Annotated in this window: 25 protein-coding genes, 5 tRNA genes and 1 other RNA gene; 22 read left to right on the top strand and 9 right to left on the bottom strand. The window is 65.8% G+C overall.

All coding sequences use genetic code 11. The features are described from left to right. Window positions 1–46: 46 nt before the first annotated feature. The 7 genes from clpX to XaplCFBP3123_RS03780 all read left to right on the top strand — a co-directional run bounded on the left by clpX (window position 47) and on the right by XaplCFBP3123_RS03780 (window position 6,936). A complete protein-coding gene (clpX, locus tag XaplCFBP3123_RS03810; RefSeq protein ID WP_003483788.1) occupies window positions 47–1,333 on the top strand; it encodes an ATP-dependent Clp protease ATP-binding subunit ClpX in 1,287 nt (428 codons plus the stop codon). 146 nt (window positions 1,334–1,479) lie between these two features. Next, the gene (lon, locus tag XaplCFBP3123_RS03805) at window positions 1,480–3,951 is read left to right on the top strand and encodes an endopeptidase La (protein ID WP_104532843.1); all 2,472 of its coding nucleotides are present in this window, start codon (window positions 1,480–1,482) and stop codon (window positions 3,949–3,951) included. A gap of 214 nt (window positions 3,952–4,165) precedes the next feature. Further along, on the top strand, window positions 4,166–4,438 hold the full coding sequence (locus XaplCFBP3123_RS03800) for an HU family DNA-binding protein (RefSeq protein ID WP_024938423.1): 273 nt from the start codon (window positions 4,166–4,168) through the stop codon (window positions 4,436–4,438). An 11-nt stretch (window positions 4,439–4,449) separates the two neighbouring features. Next, window positions 4,450–4,524: transfer RNA gene (locus tag XaplCFBP3123_RS03795), tRNA-Val, on the top strand. Window positions 4,525–4,552: 28 nt separating this feature from the next. Next, window positions 4,553–4,629, top strand: a tRNA-Asp gene (locus XaplCFBP3123_RS03790). Window positions 4,630–4,724: 95 nt separating this feature from the next. Further along, window positions 4,725–4,801 (top strand) — tRNA-Asp (locus tag XaplCFBP3123_RS03785). Between the two features lie 164 nt (window positions 4,802–4,965). Beyond that, window positions 4,966–6,936 (top strand): peptidyl-prolyl cis-trans isomerase, encoded by a 1,971-nt coding sequence (locus tag XaplCFBP3123_RS03780; RefSeq protein ID WP_104532842.1) that lies wholly within the window; start codon window positions 4,966–4,968, stop codon window positions 6,934–6,936. A gap of 428 nt (window positions 6,937–7,364) precedes the next feature. Here the strand turns inward: XaplCFBP3123_RS03780 and XaplCFBP3123_RS03775 are convergent, their stop codons facing one another. Both XaplCFBP3123_RS03775 and gloB read right to left on the bottom strand, forming a co-directional pair. After that, complete coding sequence (locus tag XaplCFBP3123_RS03775; RefSeq protein ID WP_104532841.1) at window positions 7,365–8,549, bottom strand: lytic transglycosylase domain-containing protein; 1,185 nt, start codon at window positions 8,547–8,549, stop codon at window positions 7,365–7,367. After that, window positions 8,546–9,313, bottom strand: coding sequence for a hydroxyacylglutathione hydrolase (gene gloB, locus XaplCFBP3123_RS03770; RefSeq protein ID WP_104532840.1), 768 nt, complete (start codon window positions 9,311–9,313; stop codon window positions 8,546–8,548). The genes XaplCFBP3123_RS03775 and gloB overlap by 4 nt, the downstream gene beginning before the upstream one ends. 12 nt (window positions 9,314–9,325) lie before the next feature. On the opposite strand from gloB, the gene XaplCFBP3123_RS03765 reads away from it, so the two are divergent. From XaplCFBP3123_RS03765 to dnaQ, 3 genes are read left to right on the top strand one after another with little or no spacing between them, the layout of a single operon-like run. After that, window positions 9,326–9,982 (top strand): hypothetical protein, encoded by a 657-nt coding sequence (locus tag XaplCFBP3123_RS03765; protein ID WP_026064332.1) that lies wholly within the window; start codon window positions 9,326–9,328, stop codon window positions 9,980–9,982. Window positions 9,983–10,013: 31 nt separating this feature from the next. Beyond that, window positions 10,014–10,466: a ribonuclease HI gene (rnhA, locus tag XaplCFBP3123_RS03760; protein ID WP_016902541.1), complete on the top strand. Its 453-nt coding sequence runs from the start codon at window positions 10,014–10,016 to the stop codon at window positions 10,464–10,466. A 12-nt stretch (window positions 10,467–10,478) separates the two neighbouring features. Beyond that, window positions 10,479–11,213, top strand: a complete 735-nt coding sequence (dnaQ, locus tag XaplCFBP3123_RS03755) for a DNA polymerase III subunit epsilon (RefSeq protein ID WP_104532839.1) — start codon at window positions 10,479–10,481, stop codon at window positions 11,211–11,213. A gap of 165 nt (window positions 11,214–11,378) precedes the next feature. Here the strand turns inward: dnaQ and XaplCFBP3123_RS03750 are convergent, their stop codons facing one another. Further along, window positions 11,379–12,083 carry a PP2C family protein-serine/threonine phosphatase gene (locus XaplCFBP3123_RS03750; RefSeq protein WP_024938430.1) on the bottom strand — a complete coding sequence of 235 codons (705 nt, stop codon included), beginning with the start codon at window positions 12,081–12,083 and terminating at the stop codon, window positions 11,379–11,381. Between the two features lie 198 nt (window positions 12,084–12,281). Between XaplCFBP3123_RS03750 and XaplCFBP3123_RS03745 the strand changes: the two genes are divergently transcribed. Then, window positions 12,282–12,372 (top strand) — tRNA-Ser (locus XaplCFBP3123_RS03745). Window positions 12,373–12,470: 98 nt separating this feature from the next. Beyond that, the gene (locus XaplCFBP3123_RS03740) at window positions 12,471–12,875 is read left to right on the top strand and encodes a DUF6165 family protein (protein ID WP_104532838.1); all 405 of its coding nucleotides are present in this window, start codon (window positions 12,471–12,473) and stop codon (window positions 12,873–12,875) included. A 237-nt stretch (window positions 12,876–13,112) separates the two neighbouring features. Here the strand turns inward: XaplCFBP3123_RS03740 and XaplCFBP3123_RS03735 are convergent, their stop codons facing one another. Next, window positions 13,113–14,162: a glycosyltransferase family 9 protein gene (locus tag XaplCFBP3123_RS03735; RefSeq protein ID WP_104532837.1), complete on the bottom strand. Its 1,050-nt coding sequence runs from the start codon at window positions 14,160–14,162 to the stop codon at window positions 13,113–13,115. 20 nt (window positions 14,163–14,182) lie between these two features. On the opposite strand from XaplCFBP3123_RS03735, the gene XaplCFBP3123_RS03730 reads away from it, so the two are divergent. The 6 genes from XaplCFBP3123_RS03730 (at window position 14,183) to XaplCFBP3123_RS03705 (ending at window position 17,974) form a co-directional block, all read left to right on the top strand. Then, window positions 14,183–14,932: a 3-deoxy-D-manno-octulosonic acid kinase gene (locus XaplCFBP3123_RS03730; protein WP_104532836.1), complete on the top strand. Its 750-nt coding sequence runs from the start codon at window positions 14,183–14,185 to the stop codon at window positions 14,930–14,932. After that, complete coding sequence (locus tag XaplCFBP3123_RS03725; protein ID WP_104532835.1) at window positions 14,932–15,681, top strand: MBL fold metallo-hydrolase; 750 nt, start codon at window positions 14,932–14,934, stop codon at window positions 15,679–15,681. Before XaplCFBP3123_RS03730 ends, XaplCFBP3123_RS03725 begins: the two co-directional genes overlap by 1 nt. After that, window positions 15,681–16,712 (top strand): GTP 3',8-cyclase MoaA, encoded by a 1,032-nt coding sequence (moaA, locus tag XaplCFBP3123_RS03720; protein ID WP_104532834.1) that lies wholly within the window; start codon window positions 15,681–15,683, stop codon window positions 16,710–16,712. The genes XaplCFBP3123_RS03725 and moaA overlap by 1 nt, the downstream gene beginning before the upstream one ends. A 76-nt stretch (window positions 16,713–16,788) precedes the next feature. Continuing rightward, on the top strand, window positions 16,789–17,286 hold the full coding sequence (moaC, locus tag XaplCFBP3123_RS03715) for a cyclic pyranopterin monophosphate synthase MoaC (RefSeq protein ID WP_104532833.1): 498 nt from the start codon (window positions 16,789–16,791) through the stop codon (window positions 17,284–17,286). Further along, window positions 17,283–17,528, top strand: a complete 246-nt coding sequence (locus tag XaplCFBP3123_RS03710) for a MoaD/ThiS family protein (RefSeq protein ID WP_104532832.1) — start codon at window positions 17,283–17,285, stop codon at window positions 17,526–17,528. The genes moaC and XaplCFBP3123_RS03710 overlap by 4 nt, the downstream gene beginning before the upstream one ends. Further along, window positions 17,525–17,974 carry a molybdenum cofactor biosynthesis protein MoaE gene (locus XaplCFBP3123_RS03705; protein WP_104532831.1) on the top strand — a complete coding sequence of 150 codons (450 nt, stop codon included), beginning with the start codon at window positions 17,525–17,527 and terminating at the stop codon, window positions 17,972–17,974. The genes XaplCFBP3123_RS03710 and XaplCFBP3123_RS03705 overlap by 4 nt, the downstream gene beginning before the upstream one ends. Before the next feature lie 48 nt (window positions 17,975–18,022). On the opposite strand, the gene ffs is transcribed toward XaplCFBP3123_RS03705, so the two are convergent. Continuing rightward, window positions 18,023–18,119: signal recognition particle sRNA small type (gene ffs, locus XaplCFBP3123_RS03700), an RNA gene on the bottom strand. A 69-nt stretch (window positions 18,120–18,188) separates the two neighbouring features. After that, window positions 18,189–18,281: transfer RNA gene (locus tag XaplCFBP3123_RS03695), tRNA-Ser, on the bottom strand. A 244-nt stretch (window positions 18,282–18,525) separates the two neighbouring features. Here XaplCFBP3123_RS03695 and dnaX point away from each other — a divergent pair. The 4 genes from dnaX to XaplCFBP3123_RS03675 all read left to right on the top strand — a co-directional run bounded on the left by dnaX (window position 18,526) and on the right by XaplCFBP3123_RS03675 (window position 22,037). Then, complete coding sequence (gene dnaX / locus XaplCFBP3123_RS03690) at window positions 18,526–20,541, top strand: DNA polymerase III subunit gamma/tau (RefSeq protein ID WP_104532830.1); 2,016 nt, start codon at window positions 18,526–18,528, stop codon at window positions 20,539–20,541. Between the two features lie 6 nt (window positions 20,542–20,547). After that, window positions 20,548–20,868 carry a YbaB/EbfC family nucleoid-associated protein gene (locus XaplCFBP3123_RS03685; RefSeq protein ID WP_005913896.1) on the top strand — a complete coding sequence of 107 codons (321 nt, stop codon included), beginning with the start codon at window positions 20,548–20,550 and terminating at the stop codon, window positions 20,866–20,868. A 97-nt stretch (window positions 20,869–20,965) separates the two neighbouring features. Beyond that, window positions 20,966–21,559, top strand: coding sequence for a recombination mediator RecR (gene recR, locus XaplCFBP3123_RS03680; RefSeq protein ID WP_104532829.1), 594 nt, complete (start codon window positions 20,966–20,968; stop codon window positions 21,557–21,559). Window positions 21,560–21,686: 127 nt separating this feature from the next. Further along, a complete protein-coding gene (locus XaplCFBP3123_RS03675) occupies window positions 21,687–22,037 on the top strand; it encodes a histidine triad nucleotide-binding protein (RefSeq protein ID WP_104532828.1) in 351 nt (116 codons plus the stop codon). 109 nt (window positions 22,038–22,146) lie between these two features. Here XaplCFBP3123_RS03675 and XaplCFBP3123_RS03670 read toward each other — a convergent pair whose 3' ends face one another. From XaplCFBP3123_RS03670 to XaplCFBP3123_RS03660, 3 genes are read right to left on the bottom strand one after another with little or no spacing between them, the layout of a single operon-like run. Continuing rightward, window positions 22,147–22,680, bottom strand: a complete 534-nt coding sequence (locus XaplCFBP3123_RS03670) for a Slp family lipoprotein (protein WP_024938444.1) — start codon at window positions 22,678–22,680, stop codon at window positions 22,147–22,149. Continuing rightward, window positions 22,677–24,629, bottom strand: coding sequence for a transglutaminaseTgpA domain-containing protein (locus tag XaplCFBP3123_RS03665; protein ID WP_104532827.1), 1,953 nt, complete (start codon window positions 24,627–24,629; stop codon window positions 22,677–22,679). The genes XaplCFBP3123_RS03670 and XaplCFBP3123_RS03665 overlap by 4 nt, the downstream gene beginning before the upstream one ends. Next, complete coding sequence (locus tag XaplCFBP3123_RS03660) at window positions 24,622–25,578, bottom strand: DUF58 domain-containing protein (RefSeq protein ID WP_104532826.1); 957 nt, start codon at window positions 25,576–25,578, stop codon at window positions 24,622–24,624. The genes XaplCFBP3123_RS03665 and XaplCFBP3123_RS03660 overlap by 8 nt, the downstream gene beginning before the upstream one ends. Window positions 25,579–25,580: the final 2 nt, after the last annotated feature.

Genomic DNA, 25,580 nt, shown 5'->3' with positions numbered 1-25,580 from the left:
AAATCGAACCCCCGTGCATCGGGTGGGGTAACTGGGTAACAGAAGCATGAGCGAAGACCGCCAAGGTCGTTCCGGCGACAGCAACAAGATTCTCTACTGCTCGTTCTGCGGTAAGAGTCAGCATGAAGTCCGTAAGCTGATTGCCGGTCCCAGCGTATTCATCTGCGATGAGTGCGTTGAGCTGTGCAACGACATCATCCGCGAGGAACTCGAAGAGAAGGCGCAGTCGGCACGTTCCAGTCTGCCCAAGCCGCGCGAGATTCTCGAGGTGCTGGATCAATACGTGATCGGGCAACTGCGCGCCAAGCGCACGCTCGCCGTGGCGGTGTACAACCACTACAAGCGTATCGAGAGCCGCAGCAAGAACGATGACGTCGAGCTGGCGAAATCCAACATCCTGCTGGTCGGTCCGACCGGCTCGGGCAAGACGCTGCTGGCCGAAACGCTGGCACGCCTGCTCAATGTGCCGTTCACGATCGCCGATGCCACCACGCTGACCGAAGCCGGCTATGTCGGCGAGGACGTGGAAAACATCATCCAGAAGCTGCTGCAGAAGTGCGATTACGACGTCGAAAAAGCGCAGCAGGGTATCGTCTACATCGATGAAATCGACAAGATCTCGCGCAAGAGCGAGAACCCGTCGATCACCCGCGACGTGTCCGGCGAAGGCGTGCAGCAGGCGTTGCTGAAGCTGATCGAAGGCACGGTGGCCTCGGTGCCGCCGCAGGGCGGTCGCAAGCATCCGCAGCAGGAATTCCTGCAGGTCGACACCAAGAACATCCTGTTCATCTGCGGCGGCGCGTTCGCCGGGCTGGACAAGGTGATCCAGCAGCGATCCAACGATGCCGGCGGCATCGGCTTCGGTGCCAAGGTCAAGAGCAGCGAGCGCAAGCAGGAAGTGGGCAAGATCCTGGCCGAGGTCGAGCCGGAAGATCTGATCAAGTTCGGCCTGATCCCCGAGTTCGTCGGCCGCCTGCCGGTGGTCGCCACGCTCGAGGAACTGGACGAGCCGGCGCTGATCAAGATCCTGACCGAGCCCAAGAATGCCATCACCAAGCAGTTCAAGAAACTGTTCGACATGGAAGGCGTGGAGCTGGAGTTCCGCCCGGACGCCCTGTCTGCGATCGCCAAGAAGGCGCTCAAGCGCAAGACTGGCGCACGTGGTCTGCGTACCATCGTCGAATCGGTGCTGCTGGACACGATGTACGAGCTTCCCTCGCAGGAAAATGTCAGCAAGGTGGTGGTGGACGAGTCGGTGATCGAGCACAAATCCGAGCCGTATCTGATCTACCAGGCGCAACCGGCTCCGGCCAAGGCAGCGTCCGGCGATTGAGTCCCTGATGCCGCTGCGCCGGGCCCCGGCCTCGCTCGCGGATAAAGGGTTTCCGAGCGCTACTTGCAACACTCCGCCGATGGCCCCATAACGGGGCCATCGGCTTTTTTTTAGGCCCCAAAACCCCCATTCCTGCGGAGCGCCCCATGGCCCAGTCCCAACCAGAAGTTCTCGATCTGCCGGTGTTGCCGCTGCGCGACGTGGTGGTGTTTCCGCACATGGTGATTCCGCTGTTCGTCGGCCGTGACAAGTCGATGCGCGCGTTGGAAAAGGCCATGGAAGCGGACAAGCGTATCCTGCTGGTCGCGCAGAAGTCGGCCGAAACCGACGACCCGACCGCCAGCGATCTCTATACCGTCGGCACGCTCGCGCAGGTGCTGCAGTTGCTCAAGCTGCCCGACGGCACCATCAAGGTGCTGGTCGAAGGTCTGTCGCGGGTCACCGTCGACAAGGTCGTCGAGCTGGATGGTGCGCTGCAGGGCCAGGGCATCGAGATCGAAGCCAGCGACGCGCGTGAGCCGCGCGAAGTGGAGGCCATCGCGCGTTCGCTGATGTCGCTGTTCGAGCAGTACGTCAAGACCAACCGCAAGCTGCCGCCGGAGTTGCTGCAGACCCTGGCCGGCATCGACGAGCCGGGCCGTCTGGCCGACACCATTGCCGCGCACATCGGCGTGCGCCTGGCCGACAAGCAGCGGCTGCTGGAAATCACCGAGATCGGCGAGCGGCTGGAGCTGCTGGTCGGACTGGTGGATGGCGAGATCGATGTGCAGCAGTTGGAAAAGCGCATCCGCGGCCGGGTCAAGTCGCAGATGGAGAAGAGCCAGCGCGAGTACTACCTCAACGAGCAGATGAAGGCGATCCAGAAGGAGCTGGGCGATCTGGACGATGCGCCGGGCGAGCTGGAAGAATTGGCGCGCAAGATCGCCGAAGCGGGCATGCCCAAGCCGGTCGAGACCAAGGCCAAGACCGAGCTCAACAAACTCAAGCAGATGTCGCCGATGTCTGCTGAAGCGGCCGTGGTGCGCAACTATCTGGACTGGCTGCTGGGTGTGCCGTGGAAGAAGCGCACCAAGGTCCGCAAGGACCTGAAGGCCGCAGAGGACACGCTGGACGCCGATCACTATGGCCTGGACAAGGTCAAGGAGCGCATCCTCGAGTACCTGGCCGTGCAGTCGCGCGTGAAGCAAATGAAGGGGCCGATCCTGTGCCTGGTCGGGCCGCCGGGCGTGGGCAAGACCTCGCTCGGCCAGTCGATCGCCAAGGCGACCAACCGCAAGTTCGTGCGCATGAGCCTGGGCGGTATCCGCGACGAAGCAGAGATCCGTGGCCATCGCCGGACCTACGTCGGTTCGATGCCGGGCCGCCTGGTGCAGAACCTCAACAAGGTCGGCAGCAAGAACCCGCTGTTCCTGCTGGACGAGATCGACAAGATGTCGATGGACTTCCGCGGCGACCCGTCGTCGGCGTTGCTGGAGGTGCTCGATCCGGAGCAGAACAACTCCTTCAACGACCACTATCTGGAAGTGGATCTGGACCTGTCGGAGGTGATGTTCGTCGCCACCTCCAACTCGCTCAATATTCCCGGTCCGTTGCTGGACCGCATGGAAGTCATCCGCATCCCCGGTTACACCGAGGATGAGAAGCTCAACATCGCCATGCGCTACCTGGTGCCCAAGCAGATCAAGGCCAACGGCTTGAAGCCGGAAGAGATCGAGATCGGCAGTGATGCGATCCAGGACATCGTGCGTTACTACACGCGCGAATCCGGCGTGCGTAACCTCGAGCGCGAAGTCGCCAAGATCTGCCGCAAGGTGGTCAAGGAAATCGCCCTTGCCGGTCCGCAGCCGGTTGCCACGAAGCTGGCCGCCAAGAAGGTCAAGCCCAAGGCCCTGGTCACGGTCAACGCGAAGAACCTCGACAAGTATCTGGGCGTGCGTCGCTTCGATTTCGGCCGTGCCGAAGAGGAGAACGAAATCGGCCTGGTGACCGGGCTGGCCTGGACCGAAGTCGGCGGCGAACTGCTGCAGGTCGAGTCCACGCTGGTGCCGGGCAAGGGCAATCTGATCCTGACCGGTCAGCTTGGCAACGTCATGAAGGAATCGGCATCGGCTGCGTTGTCGGTGGTGCGTTCGCGCGCCGAGCGACTCGGCATCGATGTGGATTTCCTGCAGAAGCAGGACGTGCATGTGCACGTGCCCGATGGTGCGACACCGAAGGACGGCCCGAGCGCCGGTATCGCGATGGTGACCTCGCTGGTGTCGGTGTTGACCAAGGTGCCGATCCGCGCCGATGTGGCGATGACCGGCGAGATCACCTTGCGTGGTCGCGTGTCGGCCATCGGCGGCTTGAAGGAGAAGTTGCTGGCCGCATTGCGCGGCGGCATCCGCACCGTGCTTATCCCCGACGAGAACCGCAAGGATCTTGCCGACATTCCGGCCAACGTCACGCGCGATCTGGAGATCGTGCCGGTCAAGTGGATCGACGAAGTGCTGGACCTGGCATTGGAACGTCCGCTGGCACCGAAAAAGGCGGGCAAGGAAAAGGCCCGCAAGACCGCTTCGCGGGTTGCGGTCCGCGGCAAGTCGCGCACTACTCCGGGTACCCGAGTCAAGCACTAAAACCGATTGTCTAAACCCTGGCAAAACAAGCCAAAACCCGCGTCGTTATTGGGTTTTGGCTTGCGTGCGGTTGGGGGCGCTGGTATAAATGCACGACTCGTGGGCGCGGCAAATTGTGATGCGTCATGCGATACCACTTGTGTCGGGTTCTTCGCTAACGGCAAGAGCGCCGATTGTCGATTCCGCGGCATCTGCCGCAAAGGGAGTTTCAAGAATGAATAAAACCGAATTGATCGATGGCGTTGCCGCTGCGGCTGACATCTCCAAGGCTGAGGCCGGCCGTGCTGTTGACGCGGTTGTGAGCGAAATCACCAAGGCGCTGAAGAAGGGCGATGCCGTCACCCTCGTTGGCTTTGGCACCTTCCAGGTCCGCGCGCGCGCCGAGCGTACCGGCCGTAATCCGAAGACCGGCGACAGCATCAAGATCGCTGCTTCGAAGAATCCTGCATTCAAGGCTGGCAAAGCCCTGAAGGATGCAGTAAACTAATCGACTCGCCAGGGTGCTTAGCTCAGCGGTAGAGCGTCTCCCTTACACGGAGAGGGTCGGGGGTTCGAAACCCTCAGCACCCACCATTAAGCGCCAGGCAAACGTTTCAAGCGCGGAGCGGTAGTTCAGCTGGTTAGAATGCTGGCCTGTCACGCCGGAGGTCGCGGGTTCGAGTCCCGTCCGCTCCGCCAGTTATACCGAAGCCCCTGAGCGATTGGGGGCTTCGTTTTCTCCACCGCATTCGCATTGCGGAGACGGTGGAGAATCAGCAGTCCAAGTTTAAAGCGGAGCGGTAGTTCAGCTGGTTAGAATGCTGGCCTGTCACGCCGGAGGTCGCGGGTTCGAGTCCCGTCCGCTCCGCCAGTTATACAAAGCCCTCGGCTCCGTGCCGGGGGCTTTTTTTTGCGGCCATAGCGGTCATTGCGCGCCGAAAGCCATACCGAATCCAGCGTGGTGTGGGATTGGGCTGGGTACCCGGCGTCAGGCGCGTTACACTGCGCGGCTCGCCCACAGGCCGTGATTTGCCAATGCTGCAGAAACTTCGCGACAAGACGTCAGGCTGGATCGCTACCGCCATCCTGGGGTTGCTGATGATTCCGTTCCTGTTCGTCATCGACAACAGCTACCTCGGCGGCATTGGCGCCAATAACGTGGCCAAGGTGCAGGCGCCACCGACATGGTGGAAGTCGGCCCCATCGTGGTGGCCGGTCTCGCTGCTTTGGCAGCACCACGAGATCAGCACACAGGATTTCCGTGCACGCTTCGAGCAGGCACGCATGCAGGAGCGGCAGCGCCAGGGCGAGAATTTCGATCCGCGCACGTTCGAATCCCGCGAAAACAAATTGCAGGTGCTCGACCAGTTGGTCGACGAGCAAGTCGTGCGTCTGGGTGCCGAAGATGCCGGCATCGTGATCGGCGATGCGACGGTGCGCGATTACATCACCGGCATTCAGGCGTTCCAGATCGACGGCAAATTCAGCCCCGACCAGTACCGCGCTGCACTTGCGCAGGGCACGCCGCCGCGCACGCCGGCGCAGTTCGACGCATTGGTGCGCGACAGCCTGCAGCAGTCGGTGATTCCGCAGGCGATTGCCGAGTCGGGCTTTGCGACCAAGGCCGAGTTCGAGCGCTTACTCAAGCTGATGGGCGAAACGCGCGACGTGGAGCTGGCAATGCTGCCGCCACCGGCTGCCGATACCACACCGGTCAGCGATGCGCAGATCAAGCAGTGGTACGACGGGCATACGCAGGATTTCCGTCAGCCGGAGACCGTGACGATCGAGTATGTCGAGCTCGATGCCGCCAAGTTGCCGCCGGCGACCGCCGCTGACGAAGCGACGCTGCGCAAGCGTTATGACGAAGAGAAGGCACGCTTTGTCGAGCCGGATCAGCGTCTGGCATCGCACATCCTGATCAGCGCCGGCAGCGATCCCGCCGCACAGAAGGCCGCTGAGGAAAAGGCGGCCAAGTTGGCTGCGCAAGCCAAGCAGCCGGGCGCCGATTTCGCCGCGTTGGCCAAGGCCAATTCGCAGGATCCCGGGTCCAAGGGTGCCGGTGGCGATCTGGGCTGGGTCGAGAAGGGCACGATGGTCAAGCCATTCGAAGACGCCTTGTTCGCAATGAAGGCTGGCGAGGTGGTCGGCCCGATCAAGAGCGAGTTCGGCTATCACGTGATCCAGCTGCGCGAGGTCAAGGGCGGGCAGGGCAAGTCGTTCGAGCAGGTGCGCGATCAGCTCGCCGCCGAGCAGCTCAAGGCCGATGCCGACAAGGCGTTTGCGGATGTGAGCGGCAAGCTGGTGGATCAGGTCTACAAGAATCCCACCGCGCTGGAGCCGGCAGCCAAGCAGGTCGGTCTGCCGGTGCAGACGCTGGGCCCGTTCTCGCGCGCCAATGCCAGCGGTATCGCGGTCAATCCGGCGGTGCTGCGTTCGGCGTTCTCCGAGACGCTGGTGCAGGACGGCACGGCGAGCGATCCGATCACCATCGGGCCGAACCACAGCGTGGTGCTGCGCGTGACCAATCACACCGCCGAGGCGGCCTTGCCGCTGGACAAGGTGCGCGACAAGGTGATCGCGGCGGTCCACGCGGACCGCGCCGAGAAGGCGGCTGCGGCGGCTGCCGACGCCTTGCTGGCGCGTGTGCAGAAAGGCGAGACCTTGAAGGCGCTGGCCGTCAGCGAGAAGTTGCAGGTGCAGCCGATCCCGGGCTTGCCGCGTACCGCGCCGATTCCGACGCCGGCGGCAAATCGCGCAATCTTCAGTGCGCCGCGTCCGAGCGAGGGCAAGCCGTCGGTGGGCAAGGTGGAGCTGGATGGCGGGCGCTTTGCGGTCTTCGTCATCAGCAAGGCGACCCCGGGCGATCTGAAGCAGATGCCGGCCGAGCAGCAGACCATGCTGCGCGAGCAGCTGAGCCAGATCGACGGCAATAACGCGGCGCAGGCTTACGTCAAGGAGATGCGCAAGCGCTACAAGATCCAGATCGAAGAGGCGCAGCTGTAACAGCTGTTTTCGACTGGTGGAGAAAGAGCCCGGGTGACCGGGCTTTTTCTTTGGCCGGTGCTGCTGGCAGGTGCCAGCTTTTCGTGCGGAGTCAACGTCGTGTTGGCGGTTGGTGCCTCGACGGGTGGCTGCATGTGTCGGGTGGCGGCAGGCACTGCAGGCGCGTTCGATTAACTGCGATGTCGATCGGCTTGCAGCGATAGCTGGGTGCGAGCGCGTCGGCTCCCGATTGCGCTCAGTCGCCGATCCGCACGGCGTCGCTGCAGCCACGCAAGCAGCGAGCAAATGTCAGGGGCTCTGTTCGCATCCGAACGTCGCATGCGCAGCGCGACGTTCGACGACTCCCCATGCGCAGCGTCGGTAAAACGGAGCGTCGCTGTAGTGTCGGCAGCGCCGGACGGAGCAAGGCCTGGGTCAAGCGGCTTACGTCAGCGTGTGTCGTCGAACGACAACACCATGCCGGGCTTCAGCACGGCGCGCCTGTCCAGACCATTGCTGGTCAGCAGTGTCGTGACGGTGACGCCGTAGCGACGTGCGATGGCCCAGGCGGATTCGCCGTCGCGTACCGTATGCGTCGTGCGCGCTTGTGTCTTGTAGGCCTTGGTTGCCGCGGCGGCAACGATCGTGGGAGCGGCAGCGCTGTTGTCGGCAATGCTGTCCGTTTCGGCAGATGCGACCACGGCGCCTGCCGCACCCGGCCGCGCGGGTGCGATCGGGGCGAGTACTTGCACGCCGCGCGGTGCGCCGCGCGCGCTGGCCAGCGCCGGATTCAGCCGGGCCAGCAGTTGCGGCTCGATGGCGCGTTGTCCCGCAAAGGCGTTGAGGCTGGTGCCGACCGGCAATGCATGTTCGGTAAGAACTGGTACCGGGCGGTCGAGCGAGGTCAGCAGGTTGCCTTGCTGCTGCGCACGGTCCAGCACACAGGCGAGTGCGTGCAGCTTCTCCACATACTCGTAGGTGACCTTGGACATGCCGGGCAACTCGGACGGGCGGGCATTCTGCGCGTTCATCCCAGCACTGCGCATGGCCTGCAGCACGCGATACTCGCCAGCGTTGTAGGCCATCAGGGCCAGGCGCCAATCGCCACCGAACATGCCGTACAGCGTCTTGAGATAACGCACTGCCGCCGTGGTGGAATCCACTGCCGAGAGGCGACCGTCGTATTGCGCGCCAACCGGCACATGATGGTTGCGGGCGGTGGTGGCGATGAACTGCCAGAGGCCGGCGGGGCCGCTGCCGTTGCGGGCGCCCGGGCGGTAACCACTTTCGACGAACGGAATCAGCGCAAATTCGGTCGGCATGTCGGCTTCGCGCAGTTCATCGACCACGTAGCCGAACAGCGGCAACACATCCTGCGCATCGTCGGCCAGGCGCGCCGGTGCGCGCGAGAAATGCTGCTCCCAGCGCGTATCGCTATGGTCGCTGTCGCAGCCAGGGTCGGCGCGGCCGTCCAGGAATGACGAAAAGATCTCCCGTCCGTTCCGCACTTCGGGTGCGGCGGTCTGGGTGATCGAACTCTCTGTGGCTTTGGGGCGGCTTGCGTCGTTGGACGATGCGGCTGCGGGTGCAATGACCGCCGATGCGGTCAGCACTGCCAGAAGCAGGCGCCTCATGCGCGAAATTCGTCTTTCCAGCGCCGAAGTTCGGCGAAAACGTCAACTTCAGAGGAAGGTGCGCCGGCTGCGCGCGATGCTACGGCGGCGCGGATTTCAGGACTGCTGGTACGTAGGAACGGATTGGTGGCCAGTTCACTCTTGAGCGAAATCGGCAGGGTAGGACGGGCTGCATGACGCATGGCCTGGGCTTCCTGTTGACGGCGCTGCAAGGCAGCGTTGGTGGGATCGACGTGCAACGCAAAGGCCGCGTTGGCCAAGGTGTATTCGTGGCCGCAACACACGAGCGTTTCGCCAGGCAGGGAGGCCAGGCACTGCAAGGAGTCGAACATCTGAGGAGCGGTACCTTCGAACATCCGCCCACAGCCTAGGCTGAACAGGGTATCTCCGCTGAATAGATGGCGGTCGGTGACGAAGGCGAGGTGGCTGCGGGTATGGCCCGGCACTTCCAGCACATCGAAATGGATGCCAAGCAGGCTCAAGCGCTCGCCCTGGCCCACGCGGCGGGCATCTGCGGGGATGCGTTCGTCGGCAGGTCCGTATAGCGCAAGGTCCGGCCAACGCTGCTGCAGCGCCGCCACGCCGCCGATGTGGTCGGCATGGTGGTGGGTCAGCAGGACGGCGCTGGGACTGAAGCCTTCGCGCTCTGCGGCGGCGAACACCGGCTCGGCCTGGCCGGGATCGACGATGACTGCGCGGCCATCGGTGGCGACCAGCGCCCAGATGTAGTTGTCGTCGAATGCGGGCAGTGCAGTCAGTCGCATAGAATTGGGACCATGCCTGCCACGCCATTCTCCCGTCAAGCTGGCGTCTCATCCTGGTTTGAAACAGGTGCAGGGCGCAGCCTGCTCCAGTTGGAGCGCCGATTGGCGCTTGCGGCGCTGCAGACGCGTCCGTCGCAGCCCTGGCTGTGGCTGACGCCCACTCCCGAGCTGCCGCCACGCGAGCTCCTGCAGGGGCGAGGGCTGCGGCTGCATCGCAGCGCTGGCCGCTTTGCGGGCGACGCGCGCTGCGCCATGCCGTTTCCGTTGCCGACCGAAAGCCTGCAGGCCATCGTGGTGCAGCATGCGGTGGTGGGCGGCGCGGCGGAATTCCTGGCCGAATGCGAGCGGCTGCTGATGCCGGGCGGCCGGCTATGGCTGTTCACGCTCAATCCGCTGAGCCCGTACCGCTTCCGCTGGGCGCGGCGTGGTCCGGTGGCGTTGCGGCCGGATCGCTGGCGGCTGCTGGCGCAGCGTGCGGGGCTGCAATGCGTTCAGACCGAGCGCTACCTGGGGCCGATCTGGCGCACCGGGCGTGGCGCCACCGGCGCCGATCGCGCACCCTGGCGTGCGGTCTATCTGCTCGAAGTGGAAAAGCGCGCTGCCGCTTCGATCGGGCCGACCCCGATCGCGATGCCCTCGCGCTGGCCGCAGCCCGTAGCCACGATCTGACGATTGACCACTTTCCAAACACCAGAAGCCGATGAAATCCATTGAAGTGCATACCGACGGCTCCTGCCTCGGCAATCCCGGGCCGGGCGGTTGGGCGGCCCTGTTGCGTTACAACGGCCGCGAGAAGGAATTGTCCGGCGGCGAAGCGACATCCACCAACAACCGCATGGAGTTGATGGCGGCGATCATGGCGCTGGAAACGCTCACCGAGCCGTGCCAGATCGTGCTGCATACCGACTCGCAATACGTGCGCCAGGGCATTACCGAGTGGATGTCCGGCTGGGTGCGCCGCGGTTGGAAAACCGCCGGCGGCGACCCGGTCAAGAACCGGGAACTGTGGGAGCGGCTGCATACGGCCACGCAACGCCACAGCATCGATTGGCGTTGGGTGAAAGGCCACAATGGCGACCCGGACAACGAGCGCGTCGACGTGCTCGCCCGCAATCAGGCCATCGCCCAGCGCGATGGCAGCGCAACCGCGTAAGCAAGAGGATTCATGCGTCAGATCATTCTCGATACCGAAACCACCGGCCTGGAATGGCGCAAGGGCAACCGCGTCGTCGAAATCGGTGCGGTGGAGCTGCTGGAGCGGCGCCCGAGCGGCAACAACTTCCATCGCTATCTGAAGCCCGATTGCGATTTCGAACCCGGTGCGCAGGAAGTGACCGGATTGACCCTGGAGTTCCTGGCCGACAAGCCGCTGTTTGCCGATGTGGTCGAGGAGTTCCTGGCCTACATCGACGGCGCGGAGCTGATCATCCACAACGCCGCGTTCGATCTGGGATTCCTGGACAACGAGCTGTCGCTGCTGGGCGACAACTACGGCCGCATCGTCGAGCGCGCCACCGTGGTGGATACCTTGATGATGGCGCGCGAGCGCTATCCAGGGCAGCGCAACTCGCTGGATGCCTTGTGCAAGCGCCTGGGCGTGGACAACTCGCATCGCCAGTTGCATGGCGCCTTGCTCGATGCGCAGATCCTGGCCGATGTGTACATCGCGCTGACCTCGGGCCAGGAAGAAATTGGCTTTGCCAGTGCCGATACCGGCCAGCGCAACGAGCACGGCGAGGGCATGATCACCTTCGATCCGGCGCTGCTGTTGCCGCGCGCACGGGTGGTGGTGACCGCCTCGGAGTCACAGGCGCACGAGGCGCGCCTGGCGTATCTGCGCAAGAAGGCCGGGCGCGCGTTGTGGGATGCGCCGGTCGAAGAGGCGGCTGCCGCCGGGTAACGCGGTTGTCGGCAACTGTTGCCCGGATGTCACGCGGCATGTCCCGCAGCAGTGAGGACGCTGCGCCCTCGACCGACCAGGCGTTTGTCTGCATCCAGCAAGATGCGGGCAATAACACCTGCGCTCGCCGCCCGCCAGCCGGGGCTTGCTGGGTTTCGGCCGCGTTTAGTAGCTGCGCACCAGGATCGCGGTGATGTTGTCCGAGCCGCCGCCATCGAGCGCGGCGGCGACCAGGCATTCGACACACTCCTGCGCGCTGCAATCGGCCTGCGACAGGGTCGCGGCGATCGCGGCATCGTCGACTTCCTCGGTGAGGCCGTCGCTGCACAGCAGCAGCTGCATGCCGGATTTGAGTTCGCCCTGCATGGTGGCGACATTGAGGTGAACCGGATCGGTAACGCCCAGCGCCTGGGTCACCACGTTGCGATGCGGATGCGCACGCGCCTGCTCGCTGGTCAGGGTGCCCTGGGCGATGAGTTCCTGCACATAGCTATGGTCCTGGCTCAGTTGCGCCAGTCGCCCGTCGCGCCACAGGTACGCACGGCTGTCTCCGACCCAGGCCACTTCGAAGCGCTGGCCCAGTACGCGCGCAGCGACGACGGTGGTACCCATCGGCAAGGTGTCGTTGCAGCGGCGCGAGGTCTTGATGATCTCTTCGTCGGCGATGCGTACCGCCTGGGCCAGCGGGGTGCCGGCGCGCACCTCGCGCACGATGGTTTCGCGCGCCAGGGCACTGGCCACTTCACCGCATGCATGCCCGCCCATGCCATCGGCCACCAGCCAGAGCCCCAATTCGCTGTCGCCGTAGTACGTGTCCTCATTGAGGTCACGGCGCAGGCCGACATGGGTAAGGTGTCCGAATTCGAGCATGGGGGCGGGTCGCCAAAGGTAGGAGGTGCGTGACCATCATCGCGGGGCGGCCGGCCAGCAGCAACACGCCGATCGCCGCTGCCGCAGGGCGGGTTCACGCCCGGGCCTTGGATCGTGTCGGCGATGCCGGCCCGGGCCGCTTGTGGCTTGGCGCCCGTGCCCGTATGATGCACGGCCCCAGGACACTGGGGACCATCTGGAGAGGTGGCAGAGCGGTTGAATGTACCTGACTCGAAATCAGGCAGGCGTTTATAGCGCCTCGGGGGTTCGAATCCCCCCCTCTCCGCCAGATTCGCATCAGCCCCCGCAAGGGGGCTTTTGTTTATGTCTCGCCGCCGTCCGCTGCTGCGATGGCTACAATCGCCCGATATCCGTTGGAGGCCTGTCATGTCCGAGATCCTGGTGCCCGTGTCCTTTGGTGAGCTGCTCGACAAGATTGCGATCCTGCAGATCAAGTCCGAGCGCATGAGCGACCCGATCAAGCTGGCTAATGTGCGCAGCGAGCTGTCCGCGCTGGAGACCAGCTGGATGGCGCATCCGGCCGCCGGCCACGACATCGTGCGTCTGCGTGCTGCGCTCAAGGCCGTCAACGAGCGGCTGTGGGTGATCGAGGACGATATCCGGCTCAAGGAGCAGGCGCAGAGCTTCGACGACAGCTTTGTGCAGCTGGCGCGCAGCGTCTATATCGAAAACGACGAGCGCGCGCGCATCAAGAAAGAGATCAACCTGGCGCTGGGTTCGTCGTACGTGGAAGAGAAGTCGTATCAGGACTATCGCGCTACCGGTGCCTGAAGCCCGCTGATCGCAGGTCTGCGTGACCGAGAGGCGTGGCGATCGGTGGGTGAGCGGTGCATCCTGGTGCGTCGCCAGACGTTGAGTTAGCCGGCACCGCGGTGGTTGTCTGCCGCGTGGGTGAGTCGTCGGTGTTTCTCCCTTGTGTCCCGGCTGTTCTGGGCGATCGAGTCACGGTGCAGTGCGCAGATCGGCAGCGATTGAACGCCTGTCCGAGCGCCGATCAGTCGCCGATCCTCAGCGCGGATGATCGCCGCGATAACGCTCGAATGCGGCGATCGCATCGTCCACGGTGATCAGCGCCATCACCTCGTCGAACTCGATCTTGGTGCCCCATTTCAGCTGGTCGGCCGGCTTGCCCAGGTATTTGCGGGCGGCCGTGTCGTACCGGTCCACGCAATAGCGCACGTCCGAATACGGTCCGCTGCGCAGTGGATTGCTGGCCGCATGCAGGCCGAGCACCTTGGTGCCCATCGCATTGGCGATGTGCATCGGCCCGGAATCGGGGGTGACCACCAGATCGGCGCGGGCGAGCAGGGCAGGGAGTTGCTTGAGCGTGTCCTTGCCGACCAGATCCAGCACTGGCGCGCGCGCGGCCGCGACGATGGCATCTGCGGTGCTGCGTTCCAGCTCGCTGCGGCCACCGCACAATACGACCCGCCAACCCTGTGCAGCGGCATGGTCGGCCAGCGCGGCATGGCGGTCGGGATACCAGTTGCGGCGCGCGTGACTGGAGCACGGCGAAATCATCAGCACCGGGCGGCCGTCGTCATCCCATTGCGCGCGTGCCCAGTGATGCGCCTCGTCGGGGACCGGCAAGTCCCAGCGCACCCGGGTCTGGGTCAGGCCGAGCGGCCGGGCGAAGCTGCCGATGGCGTCGAGCACGTGGATGCCGGGGCGATCGGCGATGCGCTCGTTGATGAACAGGCCGTGCAGGTCCTTGGACCGGCTGCGGTCGTAGCCGATCCGCCGCCGTGCCGGCACGAAGGCCGACAGCACATTCGCGCGCAAGGCCACCTGCATCTGCAGCAGCGCATCGAAGCGACCCAGTGGCGCCAGCGACCGGCGTAGCGCGCGCATCCCGGCCACGCCGGTGCGCTTGTCGTAGGCATGGAACTGCACGCCGGGCAGGCCGTCGAGCAGTTTCAACCCGGCCTTGTCGATGATCCAATGCAGCTGGCTTGCCGGAAATCCCGCCTGCAGGGTGCGCACCAGCGGCACCACATGGGTGACGTCACCCAGGGCGGACAGGCGCAGCAGGCATAACGAAGCGGGCGTAGAAGCCATGGTGTTGTTAGACTCGATGGATGGTTTCTTTCGACGCCACTGAAGCGCTGACGCCGTACCGCGAAGGCCGCGGCTATGGCGCCATTCTGTTCGACCGCGAACGGCTGCGGCAAGCCGATGCGGGGCTGTTTTCGCCGCAACGCTGGGGCGACAGGGCACGGCCGGTCGACGAAGGCGGGCGGGGTGGGGCCTGGTTCGTGGATGCGCCGTTCGGTCGTAGCGTGTTGCGGCAGTACCTGCGCGGCGGCATGGCCGCGCGCGTGAGCCGCGATCGCTATCTGTGGAAAGGAGCTGGGCGCACGCGCAGCTTTGCCGAGTTCCGGCTGATGCGCGAACTGCTCAAGCGCAAGTTGCCGGTGCCGCGCCCGTTGGCGGCCTGCTATCTGCGTGAGGGGCTGAGCTATCGCGCTGCGTTGTTGATGGAACGCCTGGAGAACGTGCGCTCGCTCGCCGATCATGCACGGGTCGCCGGGCGCGGTGCGCCGTGGGAAGAGACCGGGCGGCTGATTGCGCGCTTTCATCGCGCCGGCCTGGATCATGCCGATCTCAACGCGCACAACATCCTGTTCGATGCCGGCGGGCATGGCTGGTTGATCGATTTCGACCGCGGCGTGTTGCGCATTCCGGCCACGCGCTGGCGCGAACGCAATCTCAAGCGCCTGCACCGCTCGCTGCTGAAGTTGCGCGGCAACCGCAGCCGCGAAGAGGTCGACAAGGATTACCAACGCCTGCACCGCGCGTACGAACTGGCCTGGGGCCGGGGCTACTGATGGACTGGGCGTTGCGTGTGCAAGGGGTCGGCAATGCGTCGGCGGTGGCGCTTGGTTCGCCGATGGCCACCATCGAGCGCGCCGGCGCGCCGTGGCTGACCATCGATTGCGGCAGCGAAGGGCTCACTGCTTATCAAGCCCAGTACGGTCATCTGCCGCAGGCAGTGTTCATCACCCACGTGCATCTGGACCACGTGGGCGGGCTGGAACGGCTGTTCGTGGACAGCTATTTCTCCGAACGCCGCGGGCGCACGCGCCTGTACGTGCCGGCGCCGGTGGTGCCGTTGCTGCAGCGGCGCATCGCCGACTACCCGAACGTGCTGGCTGAGGGCGGTGCGAACTTCTGGGACGCGTTCCAGCTGGTGCCGGTCGGTGAGGCGTTCTGGCACGACGGGGTACGGCTGGAAGTGTTCCCGGCGCGCCACCACTGGCCGGAGACCGCCTACGGGCTGCGGCTGCAGGGGGCGCTGGTCTGGAGCGGCGACACCCGGCCGATCCCGGAAATACTGGCCCGCTACGCCGGTGACGGCGAGCTCATCGCGCATGACTGCGGCGTTCACGGCAACCCGTCGCATACTGGGGTGGACGATTTGGAGCGGGAATACCCGCAGGACCTGTTGAGCCGCATGCTGCTGTATCACTACGCCAGCAACGCCGACGGCGACGTGCTACGCGCACGCGGCCATCGCGTGGCCGTGCCTGGCCAACATCTGCCGCTGGCAGAGCCGACTGCCGCCATGGCGCCCTGATGGGCGCCTTGCTGTTGCCGAATCTGACGGCCGCGCCGATGCAGGACCGCTATGGCCGGCCGCTGCGCGATCTGCGCTTGTCGGTCATCGAGGCCTGCAATTTCCGCTGCGGTTACTGCATGCCGGCCGACCGCGTGCCCGACGATTACGGATTCGATGCGCAGCAGCGCCTGAGCTTCGATCAGCTGGAAATGCTGGTGCGTGCCTTCGTCTCCGTCGGCGTCACCAAGGTGCGCCTGACCGGTGGCGAGCCACTGTTGCGTCGCGATCTGCCTAGCCTGATTGCGCGCCTGACCGCAATCGAGGGGATCGAGGATCTGGCGCTGACCACCAACGGCACCTTGCTTGCGCGTCAGGCGATGGCGCTGCGTCAGGCCGGGCTGCGCCGTATCACCGTGAGCATGGATGCCCTGGATCCGGAGCTGTTCAGGCGCATGAGCGGCAACCGCGGCGAGATTGCGCAGGTGCTGGCCGGCATCGCCGCCGCCGAGCAGGCCGGCTTTCGGCGTCTGAAGATCAACTGCGTGGTGCAGCGCGGCGTCAATGAAGATCAACTGCTGCCCCTGGTGGAGCACTTCCGTGGCAGCGGCCATGTGCTGCGCTTCATCGAGTTCATGGATGTGGGCAGCTGCAATGGCTGGACGGCCGATGCGGTGGTGACCTCTGCACAACTGCACGAGCGCATCCACGCGCGCTGGCCATTGGTGCCGCTGGATGCCAATTACACCGGCGAAGTGGCGCAGCGGCATGCATTTGCCGATGGCGCCGGCGAGGTGGGTTTTGTCAGTTCGGTCAGCGTGCCGTTCTGCGGCGATTGCCAGCGCGCACGTGTGTCGGCCGATGGGCAGTTGTACACCTGCCTGTTCGCCAGCCAGGGCCATGACCTCAAGCCGGCCTTGGCCGAGGGAGAGCATGGATTGTCCGAGCATCTGCGTGCGCGCTGGAGCATGCGTGGCGACCGCTACAGCGAGGCGCGCGCATCGACACCGCGGCGCGGCAAGCCGGTGGAGATGTTCTTGATTGGCGGGTAAGGCACTGCTGTTCCATCCAGGCACCGCGTTCACCGAGAATGCCGCATCCTGAGCGCCTGTCATCGTGTCGTTTCCCATGCCTGCAAAATCCCGTTCCGCACGCCTGACCCACCTGGACGATTCCGGACTGCCCACGATGGTGGATGTCTCGGACAAGGCGGTTACTGCGCGCAGCGCCACCGCCCAAAGCCGGGTGCGTTTTCCCGCCGCTGTCGCCGCACAATTGCGTGCCGACGGTTTGCGCAGCGCCAAGGGCGGCATCGTGGAGACCGCAGTGATCGCCGGCACCATGGCGGTCAAGCGCACGTACGAATTGATTCCGTTCTGCCACCCATTGCCGATCGATGCATGCCGCTTCGAGATCGACTGGGCGGGCGAGCAGGTGCTGGACATCAGTTGCACGGTGCGCTGCGTGCATCGCACCGGTGTGGAAATGGAAGCGCTCACCGGCGCCAGCGTGGCGGCCTTGACGGTCTACGACATGTGCAAGGCGTTGTCGCACAGCATGAGCATCGGCCCGACCAAGTTGGTGTCCAAGCGCGGTGGCAAGCGCGATATCGGAGCAAGCCAATGAGCGCCACAGTGACGGTGCTGTATTTCGCCAGTTTGCGTGAGGCGGCGGGCATTGCCAGCGAGCAGGTGCAATCGGCGGCGCAGGACCTGCGCGCACTGTATGCCGAACTCGAGACGCGCCACGGCCTGCGCTGGACGCCGACGCAGCTGCGCGTGGCGGTGGATGGCGCGTTCGCGCGCTGGGAGGATGGCGTGCGCGATGGCAGTGAAATCGTGTTCATTCCGCCGGTGTCGGGAGGTTGAGCATGAGCGAGCAGACAACCGCCCTCTTTGCACTTTCCGATGTGCCATTGCCGGTCGACAGCTTGCGTGCCGCGCTGGAGCACCCGCATGCCGGCGCGTTCGCCAGTTTCGAAGGCTGGGTACGCAATCACAACGAAGGCCGCAGCGTGGCCGGACTACGCTACGAAGCCTACGCCGCACTTGCCCAGGCCGAAGGCCGGCGCGTGCTCGACGAGGCGATGAGTCGGTTTGCCATCGTCAACGCCTGCTGCGTGCATCGCGTGGGCGAGCTGCGCATCGGCGACATGGCGGTGTGGGTCGGCGTCAGTGCGGCGCATCGCGGCGCCGCATTCGATGCCTGCCGCTTCATCATCGACGAGGTCAAGGCACGCGTGCCGATCTGGAAGCACGAGCATTACCTGGAAGGCGACGCCGGCTGGCTGCATCCGGAATCGCAGGCGCAGTAGACGCTCGCGACTCAAGCGCTGCGGGGACATCAAGGGGTTAGGGTGGTGTCCCCGCCGGTTGACCTCGGCGCCCGCATCAATCGATACCGTTGCTGCCTTCCGGCCCTGGCGGGATTTTCGATCTAGCGTCGCGAGGGACCGACGGGGCCACCATAAGACGTGGGTCACTGGCGCGACCCTGGATCCATGCAATCGCGTTGCAGGATCATGAAACTGGCGGAGAGAGGGGGATTCGAACCCCCGAAGCGCGGTTTAGACGCTTACACACTTTCCAGGCGTGCTCCTTCAACCACTCGGACACCTCTCCGTACCTGCCGTGCGACCGGGTCGTCGGCAGGAGCGGGATTCTAGCCGCCGCAGGCGGCATTAACAAGGTAAGTGATCTGCCGGTCCGGCATGACGGTGCCAGCGCAGGTGCCTGGCCGGTCGCCAACGCGTGTCCGGCCGCCCCCACCCCCCCGGTGCCTGGCGACGCCAGGGCACCCCGGCCGCTGAACGATCAACGTGACGCGCCGTGGCACAATATCGGTTCAGAGGAAGCTGGTTGCCCGATGTCTTATCTTGTTCTCGCCCGCAAGTGGCGCCCGAAGCGTTTTGCCGAACTCGTAGGCCAGGAACACGTGGTCCGCGCGCTCAGTAACGCGCTCGACAGTGGGCGTGTGCACCACGCATTTCTGTTCACCGGCACCCGCGGCGTGGGCAAGACCACGATTGCGCGCATTTTCGCCAAATCGCTGAACTGCGAGACCGGCACCAGTGCCGATCCGTGCGGCCAGTGCCCGGCCTGCCTGGATATCGACGCCGGCCGCTATATCGACCTGCTGGAAATCGACGCCGCGTCCAACACCGGTGTGGACGACGTGCGCGAAGTGATCGAGAACGCGCAATACATGCCCTCGCGCGGCAAGTTCAAGGTCTATCTGATCGACGAAGTGCACATGCTCTCCAAGGCGGCGTTCAATGCGTTGCTGAAGACGCTGGAAGAGCCGCCCGAGCACGTGAAGTTCCTGCTGGCCACCACCGATCCGCAGAAGCTGCCGGTAACCGTGCTGTCGCGCTGCCTGCAGTTCAACCTCAAGCGGCTGGACGAGGACCAGATCCAGGGCCAGATGACCCGGATCCTGGCCGCCGAGCAGATCGAATCGGATCCGTCGGCAATCGTGCAGCTGTCCAAGGCCGCCGACGGCTCGCTGCGCGATGGCCTGTCGCTGCTCGACCAGGCCATCGCCTATGCCGGCGGCGCGCTGCGCGAGGACGTGGTGCGCACCATGCTCGGCACGGTCGATCGCAACCAGGTCGGGGCGATGCTGCAGTCGCTGACCGATGGCGATGGCGCGCGCCTGATGCAGGTGGTCGCCGCGCTGGCCGAGTTCTCGCCCGACTGGAGCGGCGTGCTGGAGGCGCTGGCCGAGGCCTTGCACCGAATCCAGGTGCAGCAGTTGGTGCCGTCGGTGGCGTTTGTCGGCGACGGCATCGACCCGACCGCCTATGCCGCGCAGCTGCGCCCGGAAGTGGTGCAGCTGTGGTACCAGATGGCGCTCAACGGCCGTCGCGATCTGTATCTGGCACCGAGTCCGCGCGCCGGTTTCGAGATGGCGGTGCTGCGCATGCTGGCCTTCCGCCCTGCGGCGGCAGTGCCGGCTGGCGGCAATGACGACGGACGTGGGGCCAATGCCGGCGGTCACGCGCGTTCTGCAACTGGCGTGCAGGCCGCCGCACCGGTGGCAGCCGCGCCTGCGCCTGCAGCCGTGGCACAGCCGGCCGGCATGAAGGAAGTCGCGCCTGCTGCGGTCGCTGCGCCGGCACCGGCCACTGCTGCGCCAGCACCCGTCGTGGTGTTGCCCGCCGCGGAAGCATCGACCGACAGCCGCCCAGCGACAGCGTCCGCGCGCAGCGACGACACGCCGCCTTGGGCGATGGACGATGCGCCGGTGCGCGCCAACGCTGCCCCCGTCCCCGCAGCGACGCGTGCGCCCGCGCCGGAAGCGGCAATGGCGCCACCCGTGGCAGCCGATACGGCATTGCCCGCTGCGGTCGCGCCCGACGCTGCCGTGGCAGTTCCTGCCGCCGCCGTGGCTCCAGCACCTGCAGCGCCGGTGCTGGCGATGCCACCGGGGGCATCGCCCTCCGTACCGGCGCCGGCAACCGATCCGTCGGTCCTGCTCGACGGCGGCCACATCGCCGATGCGGAGCAGTGGCTGGATCTGGTCACCCGCAGCGGCTTGAACGGCCCCTCGCGACAGCTCGCCGCCAATGCTGCCTTCATCGGTCATCGCGACGGCGTGCTGCGCCTGGCGCTGGCGCCGGGCTTCGAATACCTCAATTCCGAACGGTCCATCGCCAACCTTGCGCAGGCACTCGCGCCCGCGTTGGGAAATACGCCGCGTATCGTCATCGAAGCCGGCAATGCCGATGTCGAGACCCTGCACGAGCGGGCCAATCGCCAGAAAGGCGAGCGCCAGAGCGCGGCCGAAACAGCGTTCATGAACGACCCGAACGTGCAGCAGCTGATCCAGCAGCAAGGCGCGCGGGTCGTCCCCGATTCCATCCGCCCTTACGACGAGTAACGACACATGCGTGGGAACATTGCCCAATTGATGCAGCAGGCGCAGAAGATGCAGGAAAACCTGCAGCGCGCCCAGGAAGAACTGGCCAAGCTGGAGGTCACCGGCACCGCCGGCGGCGGCATGGTCAGCGTGACGTTGACCGGCGCCAAGGAGTGCCGCAAGGTCCGCATCGACCCGAGCATCCTCTCCGACCAGGAAATGGCCGAGGACCTGATCGCCGCCGCCTTCAACGACGCCTCCAACAAGATCGACGCCGAATCCAAGGACCGCATGGGCTCGGCCACCGCCGGCATGCAGCTGCCGCCGGGCATGAAGTTGCCGTTCTGAGAGGCGGGGAATCGGGAGTAGGGAATCGGGAATCGTAAGAGCGAGATTGTCTTTGGCTTTTGCGATTCCCCAATCCCGAGTCCCGATTCCCGACCCAATGTCCTCTCTTCTCGAACAACTGATCGAGGCCTTCCGGGTGTTGCCGGGTGTGGGCCAGAAATCGGCGCAACGCATGGCCTACCACGTGCTCGAACGCGAGCGCGAGGGTGGGCGTCGCCTGGCTGCGGCGTTGGCCAGTGCGGTGGAGAAGGTCGGCCATTGCGCGCAATGCCGCGACTTCACCGAGTCGGAGATCTGCGCGATCTGTGCCAGCAGCAGTCGCGATCGGCAGCAGTTGTGCGTGGTGGAATCGCCAGCCGATCGCCTGGCGATCGAGCACGCCACCGGCTACCGCGGGCTGTACTTCATCCTGCAGGGCCGGCTGTCGCCGCTGGACGGCATCGGCCCGCGCGAGCTGGGGCTGGACCGGCTCGGCGAGCGTCTGGCCGCCGGTGAAGTCGCCGAAATGATCATCGCCACCAATGCCACGGTGGAAGGCGAAGCGACCGCGCATTACCTGGCGCAGCTGGCCCGCCAGCATGCGGTGCGCCCAAGCCGGCTCGCGCAGGGCATGCCGCTGGGCGGCGAGCTGGAATACGTCGATCGCGGCACCTTGTCGCATGCCTTTGGCACCCGAGGTGAGGTGCTTTGAGGGCCGGGAATCGGGATTGGGGAATCGGGAATCGGGAATCGGAGAAGCGAAAAGCAGTGGCGCGCGCGGTAAGCTCTTGCGATTCCCGATTCCCGATTCCCGATTCCCGATTCCCGATTCCCCACCCATGACCGACACCATCTTCGGCAAGATCATTCGTCGCGAAATTCCGGCCAACATCGTCTATGAAGACGACGAGGTGCTGGGCTTTCAGGACATCGCCCCGCAGGCGCCGGTGCATGTGCTGTTCATTCCCAAACAGCATGCCATTCCCACGCTGGACGATGTGCCGCCCGAGCAGGCGGTGCTGGTGGGCAAGCTCGCACTTGCCGCAGCGTCATACGCCCGCGCGCAGGGACTGGCGCAGGACGGCTATCGCATCGTGATGAACTGTCGCGAGCATGCCGGCCAGACCGTGTTCCATATCCATCTGCATCTGCTGGCCGGCGCGCCGCTGGGACGGTTCGGCACGCCCTGACCTCACTGCGCGAGCGAGCGCATGCGCCTGTTCGAGCAGCCGAGACGCACACACAAAAACGCCGCTCCCTGCGAGCGGCGTTTTTGCGTGTCACTGACTCAGCAGCCGGTTACCACCAGCCGCGGCCCCAGCCCCAGCCACCGCCCCAGCGCGGGCCCCACGGGTCGCCCCACGGGCCGTACGGGTAGGCCGGCACCACATCCACCTCGCGCACGACCGGCCACAGGTAGACCACGTCGGCATTCACCTTGGGCAGCTTGTAGTCGTACTCGCCGATCTTGGTGGTTTCGTAGCCTTCGATCTTGCCGATGAAGGTCACTTCGCGGCCGGGCTCGAACACGGCCGGATCGTAGAAGCCCGAGCGGCATGCCAGGAAGCGGCCATCGCTGGCGTCCACGGCGTTGCGGTCCGGACGGCCGCTGGCATTGAGCGGACGCGAGATCAGCTCGAAGCAGGTCTGGCCCTGGCCGGGTTTGGTCTGGATGATCTTGCCGCCCCAGCGCACCGACGTGCCGACCTGGGCGCTGGCGGTGGAATCGCTCGGACTGACCGTAGGGAACTGCCCCTGCAGCGGCTTGGGCGCGGTGGCACAGGCGGCGAGCCCGAGCACGGCGACAATGGGAAGAAGAAAGCGGGTACTCATGAGGAAGCTCCGGTTCGCGGGCGATGCTGCTGCAGATCTTTGAGGAGTGAGGCGCTGTCCGAATCAGCGCCAGCGTAGCGCGCGGCAGCGAAACGTTGGCTGAGCGCCAACAATGCCGGATTCGGGTGTGAACGGGCGACACGCTGCGCCCAGGCGATGGCCGGTTCGTGCGGTTCGCGGGCCAGGCCGAGCTTGCCGTAGCGGCGGCCCAGGCGATGCCAGGCACGCAGCAGCGGGTCGCGCTCACGCTCGCCGCGCGCCAGCAGCCAGCCCATCCACGCCAGCGCGCTGACCGCGAAGATGCCGAAAATGGCGGCCAGTTGTGAGCTGTCCAGGCGATCGATGCCGAACGGCTGCAACAGCCGTTGCTGGCGGTCGGCATCGAAGGACAGCACCAGGTCGTTCCAGCCGCGGCGCAGCAGGTCGCTGACCTGGCCCAGGCTGGCCCACATGCCGAGCTGGGCGAAATTGTTGCCCGCCCCGACCTGCACGCGGTCTTCCAGCGTGTCGTAGATGCGTTCCGGTGCCACCGCGGCGGTGGGGTCCACCCGCACCCAGCCGCGCCCGGCCAGCCAGACTTCGGTCCAGGCATGCGCATCCATGCGCCGCACCACCCAGTAATTGCCGAAGCCGTTGTAGGTGCCGCCGGCATAGCCGGTGACCACGCGCGCCGGGATGCCGGCCGCGCGCATCAGCACCACGAACGAAGAGCTGAAGTGCTCGCAGAAACCGGCCTTCTGCTGGAACAGGAATTCATCCACGCTGTTGCGGCCGAGCAGCGGGGTGTCCAGGGTGTAGGCAAACTCGCGGGTGATCCACTGCAGCGCGCGCTGCACCACGGCATCGTCGTTGCTGCCGGCCTCGCTACGCCATTGCCGTGCCAGCGTGAGCGTGCGTGGATTGAAACCGGGCGGCAGCGCGAGGGCGCGCTTGCGCAGCTGGTCGGGCAGGTCGGTGTCGAAGCGTGCCGGTGGCGCCGACTGCAGCTCCCAGCGGGTCAGCGCACTCAATGGCCGCCGTGCGAACAGTTCGTAGTCGGGCGACAGCTCGGCATTGGCCACCGCTTGCGTGGGCAGGTCCAGCGACACCAGTTGGCGACGATCGGTGGGCTCGTAATCCAGGCGATAGCGGTAGCTCCGCGGCCCCGCGGTGACCGTCGCGGGTTGGCTGCGACCGGTCCAGCGCGCGCGTTGCCAGGTGCGGCCGTCGAAGTCCCACATCACCGGCCCGCGCCAGTAGCGTTGCTGCGGCGGTGGCGCCTTGCCGGTGAACTGCACGCGCAGGGCCGGGCTGTCGTCGGCCATCAGGTCGATCCATTCGCCCGGCGCCATGTTGTCCGACAGGCCCGGCCGCGACAGCGCGCGCTCGGGCACGCCCCACAGCGGGGAGCTCAGACGCGGCAGCAGCCAGAACGTGGCCAGGGCCAGCGGCACGCCGATGGCGACCAGCTTGCCGATGCCGCGCAACTGCATCCGCAGCGCGGGCGTGGCGGTGCGGTGTTCTTCGTCGGCCAGCCGCTGCATGCTCAGCAGCGCGCTCACCACCGCCAGCAGCGCCAGCCCCATCGTCGCCGGCCCCTGGTCGAGCAGAAACGCCGCAAACGGGGCAAACAACGCAAACCCAAGCAGGCTGCGCGCATCGCGCAAGGTGCGCAGTTCGGAGGCCTTGATCGCCAGCATCGCGGCCAGCACCGCGCAGCCGGTGTCGCGACCGAAGCGCATGCCGATCTGCCAGTACACCGCGCCCAGCATCGCCACTACCAGCAACAGCCGCACCGGTGCCATCAAGGTGCCGCGCCAGCTCAGCATGCCGACCAGCACGGCGGCCACGGCAATGGTGCCGGCGAGCAGGCCGGGCAGCTGCAGCAGCAACGGCGCCAGTGCCAGCCAGCTGGTGGCCAGCACCCAGGCGCGGCTGGCCTGGGTGATCGGGACGGACGGCTCAGTCATGCGGAAGCAGGGCCAGGGCGCGCAGACACAGGTGATGGTGCGCCGGACCTTGCGCAGGCCCCAGCGGCGGTTGGCCCGGCAGCAGCAACCGGTAGCGCCGGCCCTCGCGTTCGGCCAGGTTGACCCAGCGCGCCAGCCGCGCGATGCGGCGCTCGTACGGCAGCGCGTTGAGCGTGCGCCAGTCCAGCGTGACTTCGATGCCCAGGGGTTGCTCGTATTCGCGCACCAGCAAACTGTCGCGGCGCGCCGAGTGCTTCCAGGAAATCGTGCGTGGCGCATCGCCGGCGCGATATGGGCGCAGTTGATGCAACTCCTCGCCTTGCGGGTGCAGGCGGGTCTGGTTGGGCGAACCGGCGCCCTCGGGCAATGCCGGCCCCTGTTCCTCGGGCCTGGGATAGGCCAGCAGCGGTGTTTCCGGCCAGACCCATGACCAGGCACGCACCAGCCCCAGCGGCTGGGTGCTGGACAGGCGAATGCGTTCGATCTCCTGCCAGCCCCGCCGCCCGGTGGGCACCGGCAGGTCGACCTCGGCGATGTCGTGCTCTAGCAGCGCACAGAAGCCGCTGCTGTCCAGATGATCCAGGCGCAGCCCACGCCGTGCGCGGCTGTCGCGACGTGCCAGCGACACCCGCATGCGCAACGGCTCGCCGGCGACCACCGGTTCGGCCGAGACCGCCTCAATGCGCAGCGCCGACAGCTGCAGGTGCGCCATGATGCTGCTGGCGATCCCGGCGGTGGCCAGCAACAGGGCCAGCAGCAGGGCCGGGTTGTTGTTGTAGTTCAACGCGCCGAGCAGCATCGCCAGCAACAAGGCGGTGACGAACAGCCCGAAGCGCGTCGGCAGCACGTAGATGCGCCGCCGATCCAGCATGATCGGCAAGGCCTCCGCGCCACGCGGACGCGCCAGCAGGCTGAGTCGGCGGGCAATGGCGCGCACGTGCGCTCGCACCT

Origin of the sequence: Xanthomonas arboricola pv. populi (assembly GCF_002939945.1) — a bacterium.
GTDB classification, from domain to species: domain Bacteria; phylum Pseudomonadota; class Gammaproteobacteria; order Xanthomonadales; family Xanthomonadaceae; genus Xanthomonas; species Xanthomonas arboricola_A.
The sequence above is the reverse complement of the archived record's forward strand: the minus strand, read 5'-3'. Positions and strand labels throughout refer to the sequence as shown.